Annotated in this window: 16 protein-coding genes and 1 pseudogene; 10 read left to right on the forward strand and 7 right to left on the reverse strand. The window is 75.4% G+C overall.

What is annotated here, in order from left to right; genetic code table 11:
* Nucleotides 1–159: 159 nt before the first annotated feature.
* Entirely contained in the window at nt 160–1197 is a 1038-nt protein-coding gene (locus tag ABZ858_RS24125) for a DUF2637 domain-containing protein (protein ID WP_361382181.1), read from the reverse strand.
* A 327-nt stretch (nt 1198–1524) separates the two neighbouring features.
* The gene (locus ABZ858_RS24130; protein WP_361382184.1) at nt 1525–2361 is read right to left on the reverse strand and encodes a (2Fe-2S)-binding protein; all 837 of its coding nucleotides are present in this window, start codon (nt 2359–2361) and stop codon (nt 1525–1527) included.
* A 187-nt stretch (nt 2362–2548) separates the two neighbouring features.
* Between ABZ858_RS24130 and ABZ858_RS24135 the strand changes: the two genes are divergently transcribed.
* A complete protein-coding gene (locus tag ABZ858_RS24135) occupies nt 2549–3424 on the forward strand; it encodes a GntR family transcriptional regulator (RefSeq protein WP_361382187.1) in 876 nt (291 codons plus the stop codon).
* A 1144-nt stretch (nt 3425–4568) separates the two neighbouring features.
* Here the strand turns inward: ABZ858_RS24135 and ABZ858_RS24140 are convergent.
* Together ABZ858_RS24140 and ABZ858_RS24145 are read right to left on the reverse strand one after the other, a co-directional pair.
* Nucleotides 4569–5330, reverse strand: coding sequence for a hypothetical protein (locus tag ABZ858_RS24140; protein WP_361382190.1), 762 nt, complete (start codon nt 5328–5330; stop codon nt 4569–4571).
* A 184-nt stretch (nt 5331–5514) separates the two neighbouring features.
* Nucleotides 5515–7191, reverse strand: a complete 1677-nt coding sequence (locus tag ABZ858_RS24145; protein WP_361382193.1) for a PucR family transcriptional regulator ligand-binding domain-containing protein — start codon at nt 7189–7191, stop codon at nt 5515–5517.
* A 344-nt stretch (nt 7192–7535) separates the two neighbouring features.
* Between ABZ858_RS24145 and ABZ858_RS24150 the strand changes: the two genes are divergently transcribed.
* From ABZ858_RS24150 to ABZ858_RS24160, 3 genes and pseudogenes are all read left to right on the forward strand, one after another.
* Nucleotides 7536–7904 (forward strand): hypothetical protein, encoded by a 369-nt coding sequence (locus ABZ858_RS24150; protein ID WP_361382196.1) that lies wholly within the window; start codon nt 7536–7538, stop codon nt 7902–7904.
* Nucleotides 7905–8120: 216 nt separating this feature from the next.
* A complete protein-coding gene (locus ABZ858_RS24155) occupies nt 8121–9587 on the forward strand; it encodes an NCS2 family permease (protein WP_361382199.1) in 1467 nt (488 codons plus the stop codon).
* Between the two features lie 74 nt (nt 9588–9661).
* Nucleotides 9662–10120, forward strand: a pseudogene (locus ABZ858_RS24160) (XdhC family protein); the annotation flags it as partial.
* 113 nt (nt 10121–10233) lie between these two features.
* Here the strand turns inward: ABZ858_RS24160 and ABZ858_RS24165 are convergent.
* Nucleotides 10234–11094, reverse strand: a complete 861-nt coding sequence (locus ABZ858_RS24165) for a helix-turn-helix transcriptional regulator (RefSeq protein WP_361382202.1) — start codon at nt 11092–11094, stop codon at nt 10234–10236.
* 108 nt (nt 11095–11202) lie between these two features.
* Here ABZ858_RS24165 and ABZ858_RS24170 point away from each other — a divergent pair, with 108 nt between their 5' ends.
* The gene (locus tag ABZ858_RS24170) at nt 11203–12696 is read left to right on the forward strand and encodes an MFS transporter (protein WP_361382205.1); all 1494 of its coding nucleotides are present in this window, start codon (nt 11203–11205) and stop codon (nt 12694–12696) included.
* Between the two features lie 15 nt (nt 12697–12711).
* Here ABZ858_RS24170 and ABZ858_RS24175 read toward each other — a convergent pair whose 3' ends face one another.
* Entirely contained in the window at nt 12712–12993 is a 282-nt protein-coding gene (locus ABZ858_RS24175) for a YciI family protein (RefSeq protein WP_361382208.1), read from the reverse strand.
* Between the two features lie 71 nt (nt 12994–13064).
* Between ABZ858_RS24175 and ABZ858_RS24180 the strand changes: the two genes are divergently transcribed.
* The gene (locus ABZ858_RS24180; RefSeq protein ID WP_361382211.1) at nt 13065–13964 is read left to right on the forward strand and encodes a LysR family transcriptional regulator; all 900 of its coding nucleotides are present in this window, start codon (nt 13065–13067) and stop codon (nt 13962–13964) included.
* 44 nt (nt 13965–14008) lie between these two features.
* On the opposite strand, the gene ABZ858_RS24185 is transcribed toward ABZ858_RS24180, so the two are convergent.
* Nucleotides 14009–14449, reverse strand: coding sequence for an SRPBCC family protein (locus ABZ858_RS24185; protein WP_361382214.1), 441 nt, complete (start codon nt 14447–14449; stop codon nt 14009–14011).
* A gap of 78 nt (nt 14450–14527) precedes the next feature.
* Here ABZ858_RS24185 and ABZ858_RS24190 point away from each other — a divergent pair, with 78 nt between their 5' ends.
* From ABZ858_RS24190 to ABZ858_RS24205, 4 genes are all read left to right on the forward strand, one after another.
* Nucleotides 14528–15019, forward strand: coding sequence for a GNAT family N-acetyltransferase (locus ABZ858_RS24190; RefSeq protein ID WP_361382217.1), 492 nt, complete (start codon nt 14528–14530; stop codon nt 15017–15019).
* A gap of 149 nt (nt 15020–15168) precedes the next feature.
* The gene (locus tag ABZ858_RS24195) at nt 15169–16131 is read left to right on the forward strand and encodes an NAD-dependent epimerase/dehydratase family protein (protein WP_361382220.1); all 963 of its coding nucleotides are present in this window, start codon (nt 15169–15171) and stop codon (nt 16129–16131) included.
* 246 nt (nt 16132–16377) lie between these two features.
* Nucleotides 16378–18015 carry a carbamoyltransferase C-terminal domain-containing protein gene (locus ABZ858_RS24200; protein WP_361382223.1) on the forward strand — a complete coding sequence of 546 codons (1638 nt, stop codon included), beginning with the start codon at nt 16378–16380 and terminating at the stop codon, nt 18013–18015.
* Nucleotides 18012–19024 (forward strand): glycosyltransferase (locus tag ABZ858_RS24205; RefSeq protein ID WP_361382226.1); only part of this gene is annotated, 1013 nt, incomplete at its 3' end. The genes ABZ858_RS24200 and ABZ858_RS24205, both read left to right, overlap by 4 nt.

Genomic DNA, 19024 nt, shown 5'->3' on the forward strand with positions numbered 1-19024 from the left:
CCCTCTTCGTGTTGGCGTTCGTGTTGTTGTTCTCCGGGGGCGCGGTGGGGGTTCGGGGGGGGGGGGGGGGGGCCCGCGGCCCCCCCCCCCCTCCCCGACAACACTCACCGCCCGACCGGACCGGACGGGCGACCGGCCCGGACTGGACCGGCTCCGGTTCTAGCCGAACTGCTGCTCCAGATCCTTGAGCTTGCGCTCCAGCGAGTCCAGGCGCGGCAGCGCCTGGGTGTCGTCCTCCGCGGTGAGGTCGACCGTGACGGCGTCAGCGCCCTTGCGGACGGGCTGCAACGAGGGCCGCGTGCGGACCGGCAGCGATTCCGCCGCTATGGCAGGCTCCGCGGGGGCCTGCGCGGAGCCGCGCTCCAGCGCCTGCGTCTCGCCCTGCCGGCCGCCGCCCCGGCCGAGGAAGCCGCGCTGGCCCCGGCTGATCGCCTTGAGCCGGGCGCGCTCCACGCGCTCCTGGCCGCGCCGCAGCCGCCGGTTCTCCTCCTTCTGCCGCGCGTCCTCGCGCACCTCCTCGACCGCCTCGTCCAGGCTGCGCACGCCCTCCAGGAGCATCAGCGACCAGGCGCGGTACGTCTCACGCGGGGCCCGCAGCCAGCGCACGATACGGATCTGCGGCAGCGGGCGCGGGACGAGGCCCTGCTCGCGCAGCGCGGCCCGGCGGGTCTGCTTGAGCGCGCGGTCGAAGAGGACCGCCGCCGACAGCGACATGCCGGCGAAGAACTGCGGCGCGCCCGCGTGGGCCACGCCCCTGGGCGCGTGCACCCAGTTGAACCAGGCCGCCGCGGCGGCGAACATCCACACGAGTATCCGGGAGCCGAGGGCCGCGTCACCGTGGCTGGCCTCGCGCACCGCGAGCACGGAGCAGAACATCGCCGCGCCGTCCAGGCCGAACGGCACGAGGTACTGCCAGCCGTCGGTCAGGCCGAGGTTCTGCTCGCCGAAGCCGACCAGGCCGTGGAAGGAGAGGGCCGCGGCGACCGCCGCGCAGCAGAACAGGAGGATGTAGGAGGCGGTGCCGTAGACGGCCTCCTTGCGCCTGCGGCGCTCCTCGCTGCGCTCCCACGAGTCGTCGGTGTTCGTGTTCCCTGCGGACCGCTTGCCGCGCGCGAGCACCGCCACCGCCGCCAGCACGCCCAGGAGCAGTACGGCGCCCGGAAGCAGCCAGTTCAGCGATATGTCGGTCAGTCTCATCTGGGGTCCCTTGCATGGGGATAGGGCGTGACGCCCGCCATAGTGGCCCAATCCCACCGGCCCTCAAGGGGGTTTCGGGGCAAGAGGCCGCCAAGGAGGTGCAAGGGGATGCCCGCGGACGGCGTTCTGCTCGAACTGCCGCATGAGGGGCGGGAGTTGAGTTCGAATAAGACTACCCGTACGGACGGTTCCACGGGAAATTCCCGTGCCGGGTGAGGAAGTTGTGCAACCCCGGTGCCCGCAAGGTGTCCTGTCCGGGGACGATCTTACGGGACGCGGGTGCGCGGCGTGGCCCCCGAGGGGCGCGTGAGCGGTGCTGAGGGGTGCTCAGGCGGCGGCCGGCGCCGACAGTTTGGCGACCCGGTCCGCGTCGCAGGTGCGCGGGCAGGTGGCGCAGGTGTCCTCCGGGCGCACCGTGTAGAACATGCAGCAGCTCGCCCGGTCGCGGGTGGGCAGGGCCTCGCCGTCCGGCCCGGTCAGCTCGCGGAAGGCGGCCGAGCCGACGTAGGGGCGGGTGGCGCCCGGCAGCAGCAGTTCCAGTTCGTGCTGCGCCCGCTCCTGCTCACCGAGCAGATGGGCGACGTACCACAGGCCCTCGACGATCTCGTCGGTGGCCATGCCCCACAGGGCCCGGCCGCGCCGCCGCATCCGGGGGCCGAATCCGGCCAGGACCGGTTCCAGGTGCTCGGCGACGGCCGCTCGCAGTTCGGCCCGCAGCGCCTCCTCGCCGGGCACCACGCGGGCGCCGGGCAGTGCGGCGGCCGGGTCGCCCGGCAGGCAGGCGAAGGAGACGGGGCGTACGTCCATGCGGCCGGCGGCGCGGTCGTACCAGACGTGGGTCACGGGCAGTCGCGGCACCCGGCGGTGCAGGAACCAGGGCACCGTGAAGAGGAGGCAGGCGGGCCACGCGTAGCGGTGCAGGCCGAAGCTCGCCACCACGTCGGGGCGGGCCCGGGTGCCGTAGTCCCGCAGGACCTGTGCCTCGTCCCAGGCCAGGAAGGCGTCCAGAGTGGGGCCCTGCTGGGCCAGGGCGGCGGCGTGGACCAGGGTTCCCGCCGGTCGCGGCGCCTGTTCGCCGGGGCCCGACTCCGTCACGGTGAGGATCGGGAGGACCTCGGTGAGGCGGGCGTAGGCGTCCGCTACGGCCGAAGGGAGCACAGGCATGCCGGAACCACCGATTCGCGCTCGGATGAGGGGGCGTTTAAAGGTAAGCCTTACCTTACCTGCTCGCGACGGAATGTGAACCTGTGGCCACTTCGCCTAGGGTGCTTGACGGACGGGTGACAACCGGCCGTAATGACCCCAAGCACCGCCAAGCACCGCCAAGCACCGACAAGCCCGGAGGAGGACCGTGAAGCAGGACGCGCAGGACTCCGCCGCGGTCACCGCGACCACCCGCACCGGGGTCCCGCGGGCCCGGACCGGGGACGGCCCGCCCCGGACACCGCGGCAGCAGTCGCCCGCCGCCCGCGGCGGGGAACGGGGCGCCCCGGAGGGGGACGGCATCCGCGGCGAGCACACGCACGGCGAGTACGCGCCCGGTGGGCGTATGGGCGAGGGGCGTGCGGGCGTCGGGGCGGCCGCTCCCGGGGCGCGCCCCGCCGTCGTCCGCCGCTCCTCCGTGCGCGGCCAAGTCCTCGACGCGCTGCGCGCCGCGCTGGTGACGGGCGAACTGCGGCCCGGCGAGGTGTACTCGGCGCCCGCGCTGGGCGAACGGTTCGGGGTCTCCGCGACCCCGGTGCGCGAGGCGATGCAGCAGCTCACGCTGGAGGGCGCCGTAGAGGTCGTGCTCAACCGCGGGTTCCGGGTCGTCGAGCGCGGCGCCCGCGAACTGGCCGAACTGGCCGAGGTACGGGCCCTGATCGAGGTCCCCGTGCTGCTCCGGCTGGTCGCTACCGTGCCCGTGGAGCGCTGGGCCGAGCTGCGGCCGCTGGCCGAGGCCGGTGTCCGGGCCGCGTCCTCCGGCTGCCGCGCGGCCTACGCCGACACCGACCGCGCCTTCCACCGGGCCGTGCTGTCGCTGGCCGGCAACGAACAGCTCCTGCGGATCGCGGAGGACCTGCACCGCCGCACCCAGTGCCCGTCCACCGACGGCCCCGGCCGCCCCGCCCGCGCCGAACTGATCGCCGACGCGGCAGAACACACGGCCCTCCTGGACGCCCTCATCGCCCGCGACCAGGCCGCGGTACGAGCCCTGGCGGACGCCCACTTCACCACGCCGCGGTGAGCGGGCCGTCCTGGATGGACCGCGCTTGACCTGTTTCAGGGGGAGGCGCCGGTGGGCGAGGCCCGGAGGTCGGCGCGGGCGCGGAGAGGGCTGGCGCGGGCGCCGGGGAGACCCCGTGCGGGCCCCGGCGGGTGGGGACTTCGCCGTCATGGCGTGCGGTGGCGCTCCGGTCGGACGCCCCTGATCCGGCGTGCGGTGGTACGACTCCGCGGCGGCCTGGGCCGCGCCCCGGTCGCCCGTCCCTGGTCCCCACATGGCCGCGTGCCCTGCGGCCGGGCCGGCCGCGCCGCCGTTGTCGCCGTTGTGGGTGGCGGCGCCTCCGGAGGGCCGTACCGGACCCGTCGGCGGCGGCACCCCCGCCGCGACCGGGCCGCCTCCCCCCCCGGCGGCAGGCGTCGGCACTCCAGCCGGTCGTCCCCTGACCCACCCGTGACGCCGCGTTGCACGTCCGGGGGCCACGCCGCCCCTGTGGCAGGCGTCGGCCCCCCCCGAGCTGGCGGACATCGGCATTCCGCCCGGTCGTTCCCGTCCGGCCTGTGGTGCCGCGTTGCATGGCCGGGGGCCACGCCGCCCCCTGTCGCAGGCGTCGGCCCCCCCGAGCTGGCGGACATCGGCATCCCGCCCGGTCGTCCCCGCCCGGCCTGCGGTGCCGCGCTGCACAGCCGGGGGCCACACCGCCTCCGTGGCAGGCGTCGGCCTCCCGGACCTGGCGGACATCGGTACCCCGCCCGGTCGGCCCCGTCCGGCCTGTGGTGCCGCGTTGCACGTCCGGGGGTCACGCCGCCCCCCGTGGTGGCAGGCGTCGGCCTCCCGGATCAGGCAGACATCGGTACCCCGCCCGGTCGTCCACGTCCGGCCTGTGGTGCCGCGTTGCACGTCCGGGGGTCACGCCGCCCCCTGTGGCAGGCGTCGGCCTCCCGGACCTGGCGGACATCGGTACCCCGCCCGGTCGGCCCCGTCCGGCCTGCGGTGCCGCGTTGCATGGCCGGGGGTCACGCCGCCCCCTGTGGCAGGCGTCGGCCCCCCCCGAGCTGGCAGACATCGGCATCCCGCCCGGTCGTCCCCGCCCGGCCCGCGGTGCCGCGCCCCGAGTCCGGGGGGCCGAGCGGCGTCGTACCCCCGTGGCCCTGGCCGCCCCCGCCCCTCACGCCGTAGCGGCCCCCGGCGGAGCCAACCGCCCGGCCAGCCAGGTCGGGACGCCGCCCAGGAGGCGGAACAGGCGGGCGGCCTCCTCGCGGAGGCGGGAGGCTTCCGGTTCCGGTTCTGTGTCGGCCAGGGAGACCAGGGCCGGGGCGGTGCCGACGAGGTAGCCGAGTTCCTCGCGGATGCGCAGGGACTCGGCGAAGCCGTGCCGGGCCTCGGCGAGTTCGCCCTCGCGCAGGGCGAGGCCCGCCAGGTGGCGCCAGGTGGCGGACAGCAGCAGCGGATCGGGGTGGGCGGTGGCGCCCGCGTGGGCGCGGCGGTAGGCGGCGCGCGCCGACTGCGCCGAGCGGGTCAGGTTCTCCGCGATCAGCCCGCGCCGGAAGTCCAGCAGGGCCCGCCCCGGCGACCCGGGCGGAAGCAGGGCGGCCGCCCGGCCCAGCGCCGCGCGCGCCTCGTCCGCCCGGTCGCGCACCCCGTGCAGGGTCGCCGCGTAGGCGAGGTACCCGCGTTCGCAGGCGGCGGCGCCGCGCTCCTCGTCGGTGTGCGCCAGCGCCTCGGCGCCGCGCAGCGCGTCCTCGGCGTCCGGCCAGCCCGCCTCCGTGTACAGGCACCGCTCCACCAGCAGCGCGGTGCGCTGGAGCGCCCCGGCCGCCGTGGCCGACGGCAGCAGTTCGGCCGCGTCGGACCAGCATGCGCGCGAGCGCAGCCGCCATACCGCGGTCTGGAGTGGATCGTCACCTGCGGTCGTTCCGTTACCAGACATGGCGGTATGCGCCACGTTGCCCTCCCCGAGCACGCCTTCGAGCCTTGAGTGGTGGCGGCATCTCAGCACGAATCCGGCGGCCCGGCCAAGGGGGTGGGTGAAGGATTTCACAAAGTCGTGCGCGGGTGGCCGATACAGGGCGGGTGGCCGATACCGGACCCCACCGCCCGCACCCGCCCTGACCTCAGCTCATGCGCAACGCGAGGAAGAAGTCCAGCTTGTCCTCCAGGCGCGACAGGTCCCGGCCCGTCAACTGCTCGATCCGCCCGACCCGGTAGCGCAGCGTGTTGACGTGCAGGTGGAGACGGGTGGCGCAGCGGGTCCAGGAGCCGTCGCAGTCGAGGAACGCCTCCAGGGTCGGGATCAGCTCGGCGCGGTGCCGGCGGTCGTAGTCCCGCAGCGGGTCGAGCAGCCGCGCGGTGAACGCGCGGCGCACGTCGTCCGGGACGAACGGCAGCAGCAGGACGTGCGAGGCCAGCTCCTGGTGGCCGGCCGCGCACACCCGGCCCGGGCGGGCCGCGGCGACCCGCCGGGCGTGCCGCGCCTCCTCCAGCGCCCCGCGCAGCCCCTCCGCGGAGTGCACGGCCGCGCTGACCCCGAGCGTGAGCCGCCCGTCGTCGTCGAGACCGGCCGACAGCGGGGCCCGTACGGCCTCCAGGAGGATGTCGGCGAGTATCCCCGAGGCCGCGGGGCCGTCGTGCTCGGCGGGGACGGCCGGGAGCGGCACCAGGGCGATCGCCTCGTCACCGGTGTGGGCGACGGCGATGCGGTCGGAGGGCTCGGGTCCGGTGGCGTTCGGGTCCACCAGGATCTCTTCGAGCAGCGCCTGGGCGACCGGGCCGCCCCCGCCCCCGGAGCCGTCCCACTCGACGCGGGCCACCACCACCTGCCAGTGCGGGGCGGTGCCGAGGCCGGGCAGCAGCACGGGCGCCGCGACCCGCAGGCGCGCGGCGATCTCGGCGGGCGGCGCGCCCGTCTGGACCAGCTCCAGGACCTCCTGGGCGAGCCGGCGGCGCACCGTGCGCGCCGCGTCCCGCCGGTCCCGCTCGACCGCGATCAGCTGGGTCACGCCCTGGAGCAGGTCCAGGCGCTCCTCGGGCCAGTCGCCGGCGTCGGCCTCCACGGCCAGCAGCCAGTCCGACAGCACCGTCTCGCGCACCTCCCGGGCGGCCTGCGCGGAGCGGGCGCCGCCGCGGATCGGGAAGAGCGAGTACGTGGTCCCGCCGAGGGTGACCCGGTGGGGGCCGCGCCGGCCGGTGCGGCCGGCCGCCAGGTGCTCGGCGGCCAGCCGGCCGCAGGTCGCCGCGGGCAGCGCCGGACCGCCCACCTTGGGCCCGGCGATCAGCCGGCCGGCCGGGGAGAGCAGCCAGGCCCGCAGGTCCAGGTCCGAGCCGAGCAGGTCCAGGACCACGTCCGGGCCGCCGCCGGCCGGGCCGGCGGTCATCATCCGGCGGTGCCGGTCCACCACGGCCGCCAGGTCGCCTGCGCGCTCGCCGGACACCTGGCGCACCACGTGCTCGGTGACCTTCGCGAACGCCACCGACTCGTGGACCACGAACAGCGGCAGCCGGTGCCGGGCGCAGGCCAGCACGAGATCCTCGGGCACATCGCCCAGCTCCGCCTCGCCCGCGGCCAGCGCGGCCACCCCGGCCTGCACCAGGATGCGTACGAACGGCTCGCTGTCGCCGGCGTCCCGGCGCCAGGCCAGACCCGTCAGCACCAGCTCGCCCCCGGACAGGTAGCGGCTCGGGTCGCGCAGGTCGGTGGTCATCACCCCGCGGACGGTGCGATCCAGCTCCTCCTCGCCGCCGAGCAGCTTCAGGCCCAGCGCGTCGGTGTCCAGCAGTGCGCGCAGCCGCATGTCTCGTCGCCGCCGTTCTTTGTCTCGAAAACTACGATGGATCTTGTGACGAGGAGCCCGGCCCCGTGGCCGGTCGGCAACTCCGCCGGTGCTGGGGCCTGCCGGGCCGTGACCTCTGTTTCCACGGGGAAGCGAAGCGGTTGCCGAGGGCCTTCGTTCATACGAATCTACAAGATGCACGCCACGGCCAGCCAAACCCTTCATGGTTTCGGTGACTGACCCCGCCCGAGCACCGGGTTGTGTACTGGCTCCACTCCACGTGAACAGCACATGAACGAGCCTGGCCCGCCCACACGGATTGGCTCAATCTGTACGACTCCGCCGAGACCAGAAGAGAGCCGGTCATGGACTTGCTTCGCCCCGCCCGCCGGGAGGAGGCGCCCGCCGCGAAGGCCGGGCACTCCTCCGCTCCGGCGATCGCGGGTGGCGCCGAGGGGAGGGCGGAGTCCGGCTCCGGCCTCCCGGGCGCTCCGGTCCCGGACGGCACGATCATGGACAGTCTCCGTGCCGGGCTGCCCGGCCCGGCGCTCACCCCGCACACGGTCGCCTCCCCGCTGATCCGCTACCGCGGTGGCGCCGGGGGCAGCCTCGGCACGGTCCCTTCGACCGGTGGCGTCCGCCCCGCCCCGCCCGTCGCGGGCGCCGGGTCCGCCCCGGACGAGCAGATCCCCCGCCCGCCCCTACGCCCGGAGCACCTCACCGGAAGGGTGTGAGCAAGGCCCCCCAGACCCTCCGGGCGGCGCACCGGAACGTCACACTTCCGCGCCGCCCGGGGCACTCCCCCCATGTCTTCGAGTTCCGCTCCGCTCGCGGCCCTTGAAGTACCAGCAGTGAGGTTCGTCTCGGGCCGTCCCCCGGGTCGTCCATTCCCAAATCCCGTGACCACAAGGGTTCCACGGGTGTCCCTATGAACCTTGGGAGTTGGCCCCATGACCCAGCAGTCAGTGGAGCCCAGAACCACCGCCGATGAAGCGGGCGCGGGCAGCCGCGTCCCGGCGGGACGGTCCTGGCTCGACCGGTACTTCCACATAACCCAGCGGAATTCCACGATCGCGCGTGAGGTGCGCGGCGGCGTCACCACCTTCATGGCGATGGCGTACATCCTGCTGCTCAACCCCGTGATCCTGTCCGGCAAGGATGTCGCCGGGCACACCCTGGACCAGAAGGCCCTGATCACCGCGACCGCGCTCGGCGCGGCCTTCACCACCCTCCTGATGGGCTTCGTCGGCAAGGTGCCGCTCGCCCTCGCCGCCGGCCTGTCCGTGTCCGGTGTCATCTCCACCCAGGTCGCGCCCAACATGACCTGGCCGCAGGCCATGGGCATGTGCGTGGCCTACGGTGTCGTGATCATGCTGCTGGTCGTCACCGGCCTGCGTGAGATGATCATGAACGCGATCCCGTTGCCGCTCAAGCACGGCATCACCATGGGCATCGGTCTGTTCATCGCCTTCATCGGCCTGGTCAAGGCCGGTTTCGTCGGCCGCAACCCGGCCCTCGGCGGCGGCCCGGTCGTCCTCGGCCCGGGCGGCGCGCTGTCCGGCTGGCCGGTGCTGCTCTTCGCGGCCACCCTGCTGCTGATCTTCGCCCTGCAGGCCCGCAACATCCCCGGCGCCATCCTCATCGGCATCGTGGGCGGCACCGTCGTGGCGGCGATCCTGAACGCGACCGGTGCCATCGACGCCAAGCAGTGGGTGAACGGCGCCCCCGAACTGCACGGCAGCCCCGTCTCGATGCCCGACTTCTCGCTCTTCGGACATGTCTCCTTCAGCGGCTGGGGCGACGTCGGGGTGATGACGATCACGGTGATCGTCTTCACCCTGGTGCTGGCCGGCTTCTTCGACGCCATGGCCACCATCATCGGCGTCGGCACCGAGGCCAACCTCGCCGACGACAAGGGCCGCATGCCGGGCCTGTCCAAGGCGCTGTTCATCGACGGCGCCGGCGGTGTGGTCGGCGGTGTCGCGGGCGGCTCCGGCCAGTCCGTGTTCGTGGAGTCCGCGACCGGCGTCGGCGAGGGCGCCCGCACCGGGTTCTCCTCGGTCATCACCGGCCTGTTCTTCGCCGCCTGCCTGTTCTTCACCCCGATCACCGCGATCGTCCCCTCCGAGGTGGCCTCCGCGGCCCTCGTCGTCATCGGCGCGATGATGATGATGAACGCGCGGCACGTCGACTGGGCCGACCGAGCCACCGCCATCCCGGTCTTCCTGACCGTGGTGATCATGCCGTTCACGTACTCCATCACACCCGGTGTCGCCGCCGGCGTGATCTCGTACACGATCATCAAGGTGGCCCAGGGCAAGGCGCGGGAGATCGGGGCCTTCATGTGGGTCCTGACGGCGATCTTCCTCGTGTACTTCGCCCTGAACCCGATCGAGGGCTGGCTCGGCGTGCACTGACCGCGCCTTCCGCGCCCTTCGCACATCCCCTGGGGAGACCGGCGGCTGCCGGACAGCACCGAAGAGCGGCACCGGTGGACGCCGCCGGCACAACGGTCGGCCCGGTCTCCGGAGGGTGTGTGAAGGGCACGGTGCACGAGCTGTGCCGGCAGGCGCTGGGGGCGGCGAGACCGTCCCGGAGCGCCTCGGCCACAGCGACGAGGACGCGTTCGCCGCGGGGCTCACCCGCGGCGGCGTCGACCTCCTGATCGCGCCGGTACGGGCCGACGGTCCGGCACGTCCGGTGCTCGCGACCGCGCCGGCCGCCGCCGCCCAAGGCCGGGCGGCGGCGGCCGGCGCGGTTCGTCGTACGACCCGGCCGGACTCCTCCCGGCCGGCCCCCGCTGGTCCTCCCGGCCGATCCCTGCTGGTCTGCCCGGCCTGCCCCTGAAAGGGCGGTTTCAGGCGGTTTCGGCGCTCACCCCGAACCGGACCGGACCGGACCGGTCGCCGACGAGATGTCCGCCTTCCTGGACACCGACCGCACCGGCACCCACGCACCCACACCCCCGGGTCCACCCCGACCCGGCCGCCGAGCCGGTCCCGGCGGAACGGACCGGCCCGGCGGCCTGGCCCCCTCCACAACCTCTCGCCCGTGCACGGCACTTCACGGGCGTCCCGGCTCCGCCCGGTCGCCCAGCCGGGGCAGGGCGGCCGCCGTCCGTTCATCGGACGGCAGGCACGTGACGACGGTGGCGCCCGGCCGGTTCACCGCCGCCAGCTTCACGTAGTCGAAGGCCAGCAGCCCGAGCCGGGGATGGTCGAAGACCCGCCGCGCGGACCGGAACTCGGCCACGTCGTGCGTGGCCCACCACAGCGCGAACTCATCGGATACCGAGGCGAGTTCGTCGATCAGCGCGGCGAAGCCGGGTTCACCGGGCCGGCGGTCCGCGACGGCCCGGAACTGCTCCAGCAGGGCACGCGCCTGGCCCGGCCAGTCCACCAGCAGCGCCCGCGCCCGCGCCTGGGTGAAGACCAGCCGCAGCAGGTTCGGCGGCAGCCCGCCGGGCTCCCAGCGGGCGGGCTCCCCGACCAGGCCCGCCTCGGCGCGGTTCCACGCCAACAGGTCCCAGTTCGGGGCGAGTACGTAGGCGGGATGCGGGTCGAGGGCGTCGACCAGGCGTTGCAGGGCGTCCGGGGCACCCGGCGGACAGCCGCCCGGGTCCGCGTCGGGGCGGGGCGGGGGATGGTCCGCCAGCGTGAACAGGTGCCGGATCTCCGCGGGCGACAGCAGCAGCACCCGGGCCAGGCTGTCCAGGACCTGCCGGCTGACGGCGATGTCCCGCGCCTGCTCCAGCCAGGTGTACCAGGTGACGCTGACCCCGGAGAGCGACGCCACCTCCTCGCGGCGCAGCCCCGGCGTGCGGCGGCGCGGACCGGCCGGCAGGCCCACGTCGGCGGGCGTCACCCGGGCGCGCCGCGAGCGCAGGAACTCGGCCAGCACACGCCGCCGTTCGGGGTCGGCCACGGCTCTCCTCGCTCGGTCGTACGGCACCGCACGCCCGGTGGTGGTACCGCGGCCACCAGCATAAACGGCCCCTGTCCGGCCCGGGCGCCGCGCGTGAGGGTGGGGGTCGTGACTTCTGACAACCCTGTTCCCACGCCCCTGCCGGGCACCTCTCGGCCCGCGCACCGGGCCGCCCTGGCCGTGCTCCTCACCGGCGTCTTCCTGGCCGTCCTGGACACCTTCATCGTCCTGGTGGCGGCCCCGGCCCTCCAGCGCGACCTGCGCGCCGACGACGCCGACCTGCAACTCGTGCTGGCCGGCTACCAGCTCACCTACGCCGTCGCGCTCATCACCGGCGCCCGCCTCGGGGACCTCTTCGGCCGCCGCCGCTGCTTCGTCGCCGGCCTGCTGCTGTTCACCCTGGCCTCGGCGGCCTGCGCGGCGGCGCCCGGCCCGGGCGCGCTGATCGGCGCGCGGCTCGTGCAGGGCCTGGGCGCGGCCGTCCTGTTCCCCCAGGTGTTCTCGACCCTCCAGGTCCTGGTACCCGCCGAGCGGCGGCCGCGGGTCTTCGGGCTGCTCGGCGCCGTCATCGGCGCGGCGGGCGTGACCGGCCAGCTCCTGGGCGGCCTGCTGCTGTCGGCGGATCTGTTCGGGCAGTCGTGGCGTCCCGTCTTCTGGGTGAACGTCCCGGTCGGCCTGCTCACGGCGGTCCTGGCCGTCCGGTACGTACCCGAGTCGCGGACCCCCGCCGGACGCCGTCCGGACCTCGCCGGAGCGGCCGTCCTGACCGCCGCGCTCGCCCTGGTCGTCGTCCCGCTGGTCGAGGGCCGCGAGGCCGGCTGGCCGTGGTGGACCTGGGCTGCCCTGGCGGCGGGCGCGGCCCTGCTGGCCGCCTTCGCGGTGGTCGAACGCCGGGTCGCGGCGGCCGGCGGCACGCCCCTGGTGAGTCCCGGGCTGCTGCGCGAGCGGGCCTTCGCGACCGGCATGGTGCTGGTCCTCCTCGCCTACTGCGGCATCAACTCCTTCTTCCTGGTCCTGTCGGTCACGGTGCAGGACGGGCTGGGCCTCGACGCGCTGGGCGCGGGCCTGTGCTACCTGCCCTTCGCCGTGGCGTTCTTCGCGGGCAGCCTGGCCGCCGGCCGTCTCGCCCGGCACGGCAGGCTCCTGCTGACGGCCGGAGCGCTGATCCTGGCCGCCGGTCACGCCGGGTGCCTGGCCGTGGTCGCCACCGAGGGCGGCTCCCTGACCGCGGGCGCCCTGGCCGCCCCGCTGGCCGTGATCGGCCTCGGCAACGGCGCACTGGTGACGCCCCTGCTCCACACGGTCCTCGCCCGGGTCCGCCCCGCCGAGGCCGGCATGGCCTCGGGCGTGCTGTCCACCGGGCAGCAGGTGGGCGGCGCGGTCGGGGTGGCGGTCCTGGGCGTCGTCTTCTACGGCCTGCTCGGGTCCGCCCGGCCCGGTGACGTACGGGCGTACGGGCGGGCCCTGGGCGGCTGCCTGGCACTGGACGTACTGCTCGCCCTCGCCCTGGCGGTACTGCCCCTCCTGCTGCCCAGGACCGCGCCGGCCGGCGGACCGGAGGGGGCGGGGCGGGAGGAGCGGGAGCACGCGGGGCGGGCGTGAGGGCCGGCCGGGGGATCAGGGAGCGGCGGGGTCCTCCGCGCGCTGCCACACCGGACGGAAGCCGAGGATCTCCGCGGTGGCGGCGCCGCCGGTGACGAAGGGGTCCGAGGCGACGGCGGCCTCGATCTCCGCGCGCGAGCCCTCCGCCAGGACCACTCCGCCCGTGCGCGGCTCCAGCGGCCCGGCCACCCGGGCGAGGCCGCGCGCGAACACCCCGTCCGGGTTGGCGTAATGGGCCTCCCGGAGCGCGTCGATGGTCTCCAGCGGGGCCTGGTATCGGAACACGATGACGTACATGACTCCACTCAACGGCACCGCCGCCCCGGCGCACCAGGACCGGTCACCGCGGCACCTATAGGCTGGCGCCTATGGGTGCGCCCGAGGACCTTCCCGAACTGGAGCTGCGCCAGCTGCGCTACTTCGCCGCCGTCGCCGAGGCGGGCACCGTCACCGAGGCCGCCCGCCGGCTGCGGATCGCCCAGCCCAGCCTGAGCCAGCAGGTGAAGCTGCTGGAACGGCGCGTGGGCGCGCCGCTGTTCCGGCGGCTGCCCCGGGGCATGGAACTCACCGAGGCCGGCCGGCTGCTGCTGGACGGCACCGAACAGGCGCTGCGCGCGCTGGGCGCGGCGGTGTCGGCCGCCCGCGCCGTCCCGGTGACCGCAGCGGTCGGGGTGTGCCGGGGCGTACCGCAGGACGTGCTGCACCGGGCCGAACGCCTCCTGACGGCCGCCCGCCCGCTGCGCCTGGCCTACGAACAGGTCGACTCCGCGCACCAGGGCGAGGCGCTGCGCGGCGGGGCGCTGGCCTTCGGCATCCTGCGGGGCCCGGCGGACGACCCGGCGGGACTGGAACTGCGCACGGTCGGCGCGGAACCTCTCGGTGTCATGCTCAACCGCCGCCATCCGCTCGCCGGGCGCACGGAGCTGACCTGGGACGACCTGCGCGGCCAGCGGCTGCTGTGGTTCCCGCGGCGGCGGGCGCCCGGTTACGCGACCGCCGTGCTGGCCCGGCTCGCGGAGCACGGCTGGCGGCCCGCCACGGTCGTCGAGGACACGGGCAGCCACACCCTGTTCCGGCACGCCCTCCTCGGCCACGACGATCTGGTGGCCCTGCGCACCCGGGCCGCCTGCGCCGGAGACGCGGACCTGCGCTGGTGCCCCGTCGGCCCCCGCCCGCCCCACGAGCACCTGCTCCTGGCCGCCGCCGCGCGCACCCCCTGGGCCCGGCTGCTGCCGCCGCCCGAGGCGGGGGGAGAACGGCGGCTCTGACGGGACGGTCCGGTGCTACCTCCCGCGCGCCGCCGTCCCGGTCCTCACGGCATCCGCAGCAGCCGGTTCAGCGCCCGCCCGAACATCGCCCGGGCCGCCCGACCGAGCAGCGGGTCGAACAGGTGCGGCAGGAAGCGGACCCCCACCTCCTCGCGCCACAGCACCCGGGCACGGCCGCCCGGCCCCGGACGCACCTCGATCTCCGCCCAGCCCAGGACCACCCGGCCGCGCTTCTCCAGCCGGCACAGGCCCGGCTCGCCGTCGGCCGGGGGATGCCAGCGCGTCACCTCCATGCGGTCGTCGAACCGCACCGGGCCGATGCCCGTACGGGCCACGAAGCACGTGCCCTCGCCCTGCGGCGCGGAGGTGAGCACGGTGACGCGGGTGAGCGGGATCGCCTCGGCGTGGCGCCGCCACTGCGTCAGGCGCCGCCATGTCTCGTCGGGCGGCAGCGGCGGAGTGCGTTCGAGACAGAAGGTGACCACGCGACGATCGTAGGCAATCGCGCCCGCTCAGCCGCGGGTTCGGCCGCAGGTCACCCGCGTGGCCGTATGCCGGCGATCATGCTGACGCTGGAGCGGCTGCGGCCCGGTCACGCCGAGGCCCTGCTGGCCTTCGAACGCGAGAACCGGCGGTACTTCGCCCGTACCGTGCCGGACCGCGGGGACGCCTACTTCGCCGGGTTCGCCGCCCGGCGCCGGGCCCTGCTCGGCGAACAGGACGCCGGAGTCTGCCACTTCCACGTCGTCCTGGACGAACAGGGCACCCTGCTGGGCCGGACGAACCTCGTCGACGTGGCCGACGGCGCCGCCGAACTCGGCTACCGCGTCGGTGAGCGCCACACCGGCCGGGGTGTGGCGACGGCCGCCGTGGGGGAGGTGTGCCGCCCGGCCGCCTCGGCGTACGGGCTGGGCGCCCTCATCGCGCGCACCACCCTCGACAACCCGGCCTCCAGGGCCGTACTCGAACGCAACGGGTTCACCGTGACGGGCGAACTGCCGGTGGGCGGACGGCCCGGGGTGCACTACCGGCGCGCCCTCGGCGAGGACGGGTGACGGCTGGCGGCGCGCCCCGCCCGCATATCGAATAGGTGAGCGACGTACGTACGTGCGTACGCTTGATCGGTTTGGGGTGATGTGTGCCGCCCTGTCACCGGGTTACTCAAGCCGACACGCGAAGTGAAGGCGAGAGGGAGGAGAGCCCCGTGAGCGGACGCACCTGGCGCCGGGCCCTGGTGACCGGCGGAGCCGGCTTCGTGGGGTCCCATCTGTGCGCGCGGCTGCTCGACGCCGGCACGGCCGTGGTCTGCCTGGACAACCTGGCCACCGGCGCGCACGCCAACGTGGCCGAGCTGGAGCGGCGCCGCGGCTTCCGCTTCGTCCGCGCCGACGCCACCGACCCCGCCGCCGTGCGCGGCCTGCCCGGCCGCTTCGACCTGGTCCTGCACTTCGCCTGCCCGGCCTCGCCCGCCGACTACCTGCGGCTGCCCCTGGAGACCCTCGACGTCGGCAGCGCCGGCACCCGCACCGCCCTGGAGCGCGCCCACGCCGACGGCGCCCGCTTCCTGCTCGCCTCCACCTCCGAGGTCTACGGTGACCCCCTGGAGCACCCGCAGCGCGAGAACTACTGGGGCAACGTCAACCCGGTCGGCCCGCGCAGCGTCTACGACGAGTCCAAGCGGTTCGCCGAGGCCCTGGTCACCGCCCACCACGGGGTGCACGCCACCGACACCGCCATCGTGCGCGTCTTCAACACCTACGGCCCCCGGATGCGGGCCGGCGACGGCCGGGCCGTGCCCACCTTCATCGCCCAGGCCCTGGACGGCGACCCGCTGACCGTGGCCGGGGACGGCGGCCAGACCCGGTCGCTGTGCTACGTGGACGACACCGTCGAGGGCGTCCTCGCCCTGGCCGCCTCCGAGGAGAGCGGGCCGGTCAACATCGGCGGCGGCGACGAGATCACCGTGCTGGAGCTGGCCCGCCGGATCGTGGAGCTGACCGGCTCCGCCTCGCGCATCCGGTTCGTCGAACGCCCCGTGGACGACCCCGGCCGGCGCCGCCCCGACACCCGGCTGGCCCGGGAGCTGCTCGGCTGGCAGCCGCGCGTGGGCTGGGACGAGGGGCTGCGCCGCACCATCGGCTGGTTCGCCCGCGCGGTCGCGGCGTAACGCCGGACGCGGCGCCCGGCAGTGCTTCCCTGGCACGGGTGCGGCACCAGTTGTCTTCAGGTGTTTGAGACAGCTGTGGTGCGGCACTCAGAGACCCGGAATGCCCCATTCGAGCACTGTCCGTGGTATCGCACCATTCCGCCCGATTGCCGCCGGACGTCAGCGGACGTCCGGCGGACCTCCGCTCGACGCAGGACCTGGTCCCCACCCCGCAGCACCGCCGCCGACCGGGACGGAGCCCGCCTCATGCGCATCCTTGGTATCAACGCCCTGTTCCACGACCCGGCCGCCGCCCTCGTGATCGACGGCCGCACGGTCGCGGCCGGCGAGGAGGAGCGCTTCAGCCGCCGCAAGCACGGCAAGCGCCCGGTGCCGTTCTCCGCGTGGGAACTGCCGGAACTCTCCGCCCGCTGGTGCCTGGAGCACGCGGGGCTGCGGCCCGACGAGCTGGACGCCGTCACCTACTCCTTCGACCCGGCCCTGGCCCGGCCCGCCGCCGAGCTGGGCCTGTTCGACCCGTGGGACCCGCTGCGCCTGGAGTACGCGCGCCGCGCCCCCGAGTTCCTCGCCGAGGCGCTGCCCGGACTCGACCCGGCCAAGGTCGTCTTCGTCCCGCACCACATCGCGCACGCCGCCTCCGCGGGCCCCGCCTCCCCGCACCCCGACAGCGCCGTCCTCGTCCTGGACGGCCGCGGCGAGGCCGCCTCCCACCTCGCCGGCCGCTTCCACGACGGCAAGCTCGACACCCTCGCCGCGCAGGCCCTGCCCGACTCGCTCGGCCTGCTCTACGAGGAGCTGACCGCACACCTCGGCTTCCTGCGCAGCAGCGACGAGTACAAGGTCATGGCGCTCGCCTCCTACGGCAAGCCCCGCTTCCTGCCCCAGCTGCGCCAGTACGTCCACCCCACCGGCGACGGCGGCTTCCGCGCGCACGGCGTGGACTGGACCGCCCTCGCCCCGCCGCGCGCCGGGCACGAGCCCTGGACGCGGGACCACGCCGACCTCGCCGCGAGCTGCCAGGCCGCCTTGGAGGAAGTGCTGCTGGAACTCGTCCACTGGCTGCACCGCGAGGCCGGCGGCGACGCCCTCGCCCTGGCCGGCGGCGTCGCCCTCAACTGCGTCGCCAACTCCAAGATCGCCGCGCAGGGCCCGTACCGCCATGTGTGGGTGCAGCCCGCCGCCGGTGACGCCGGCACCGCGCTCGGCGGCGCCCTGTACCTGGCCGCCAGCGAGGGCACCGTCCCCGCGCCCCTGCCCGGCGCCGACCTCGGCCGCGGCTGGAGCGACGAGGAACTGCGGCACTGGCTCCAGCAGGCCGGCGTACCGTACGAGCGGCCCGACGACATCGCCGAGACGGTCGCCGGGGAACTGGCCCGCGACGGCGTCGTCGCCTGGTTCCAGGGCCGCAGCGAGTACGGCCCGCGCGCCCTCGGCCACCGCTCCCTGCTCGCCCACCCGGGCCGCGCCGAGAACCTGGAACGGCTCAACCGGGTCAAGGGCCGCGAGGAGTTCCGCCCGGTCGCCCCCATGGTCCTCGCCGACCGCGCCCCCGACCTCTTCACCGGCCCGATGCCCAGCCCGTACATGCTCTTCGTGCACGACGTGCACCGCGACTGGCGCGAGCGCGTACCCGCCGTGGTGCACGTCGACGGCACCGCCCGCATCCAGACCGTCGACGCGCGCCAGGAACCGCTTCTCGCCCGCATGCTGCGCGGCTTCGAACGGCGCACCGGGCTGCCCGTCGTCGTCAACACCAGCCTCAACACCGCGGGCCGGCCCATGGTCGACGACCCGCGCGACGCCCTGGAGTGCTTCGGCTCCGCCCCCGTCGACCTGCTGGCCATCGGACCGTTCGCGGTCCGCCGGGGAAGGGCGTACGCATGAACGACGCCGCCACCCGCACCTCCTACGCGGTGGTGATCCCCACCCTCGCGCGGGACACCCTCGCCGACTGCCTGGCCGCGCTCGCCGCCGCGCACGGACCCCGGCCCGACGAGATCGTCCTCGTCGACGACCGCCCCGGACCCGACCCGGACCCCGGCGCGCTGGAGCACGCGCTGAGCGTGCTGGGCGACCTGCGCGCCCGCACCACCGTCCTCACCAGCGGCGGCCGCGGCCCCGCCGCCGCCCGCAACACCGGGCTGCGCGCGGTCACCGCCCCCTGGGTCGCGTTCCTCGACGACGACGTGCAGGTGGGCCCGCACTGGTGCGACCAGCTCACCCAGGACCTGGCCGAGGCGGGCCGCGACACCGGGGCCGTGCAGGGCGTCATCGCCGTGCCGCTGCCCGGCGAGCGGCGCCCCACCGACTGGGAACGCGGCACCGCCGGCCTCGCCCGGGCCCGCTGGATCACCGCCGACATGGCCTACCGCACCGATGTGCTGGGACGCGTCGCCGGCTTCGACGAACGCTTCCGGCGCGCCTTCCGCGAGGACGCCGACCTCGCGCTGCGCGTCCTGGACGCCGGCTGGCACATCCGCCAGGGCCGCCGCACCACCCGCCACCCGGTCCGCCCCGCCGACCGCTGGGTGTCCCTGCGCGCCCAGCGAGGCAACGCCGACGACGCGCTCATGCGGTACCTGCACGGGCCCTACTGGTGGGAGAAGGCGGTGGCCCCGCGCGGCCGCATCCGCTCCCACCTCGCCGTCACCGCCGCGGGCGCCGCCGGCTGCGCGCTCGCCGCCGCCGGGCGGCCCCGGGCCGCCGCGCTCGCCGCGCTCGGCTGGGCGGCCGGCACCGCCGAGTTCGCCTGGACGCGGATCGCCCCCGGGCCGCGCACCCGCGACGAGGTGACCACCATGGCCGTCACCAGCGTCCTCATCCCGCCCGCCGCCACCTGGCACTGGCTGAGCGGACTGTGGCGCCACCGGGCCGCGCCGGCCTGGCGGGTGGT

Source organism: Streptomyces sp. NPDC047017 (assembly GCF_040644175.1).
In the GTDB taxonomy this organism is placed as follows: domain Bacteria; phylum Actinomycetota; class Actinomycetes; order Streptomycetales; family Streptomycetaceae; genus Streptomyces.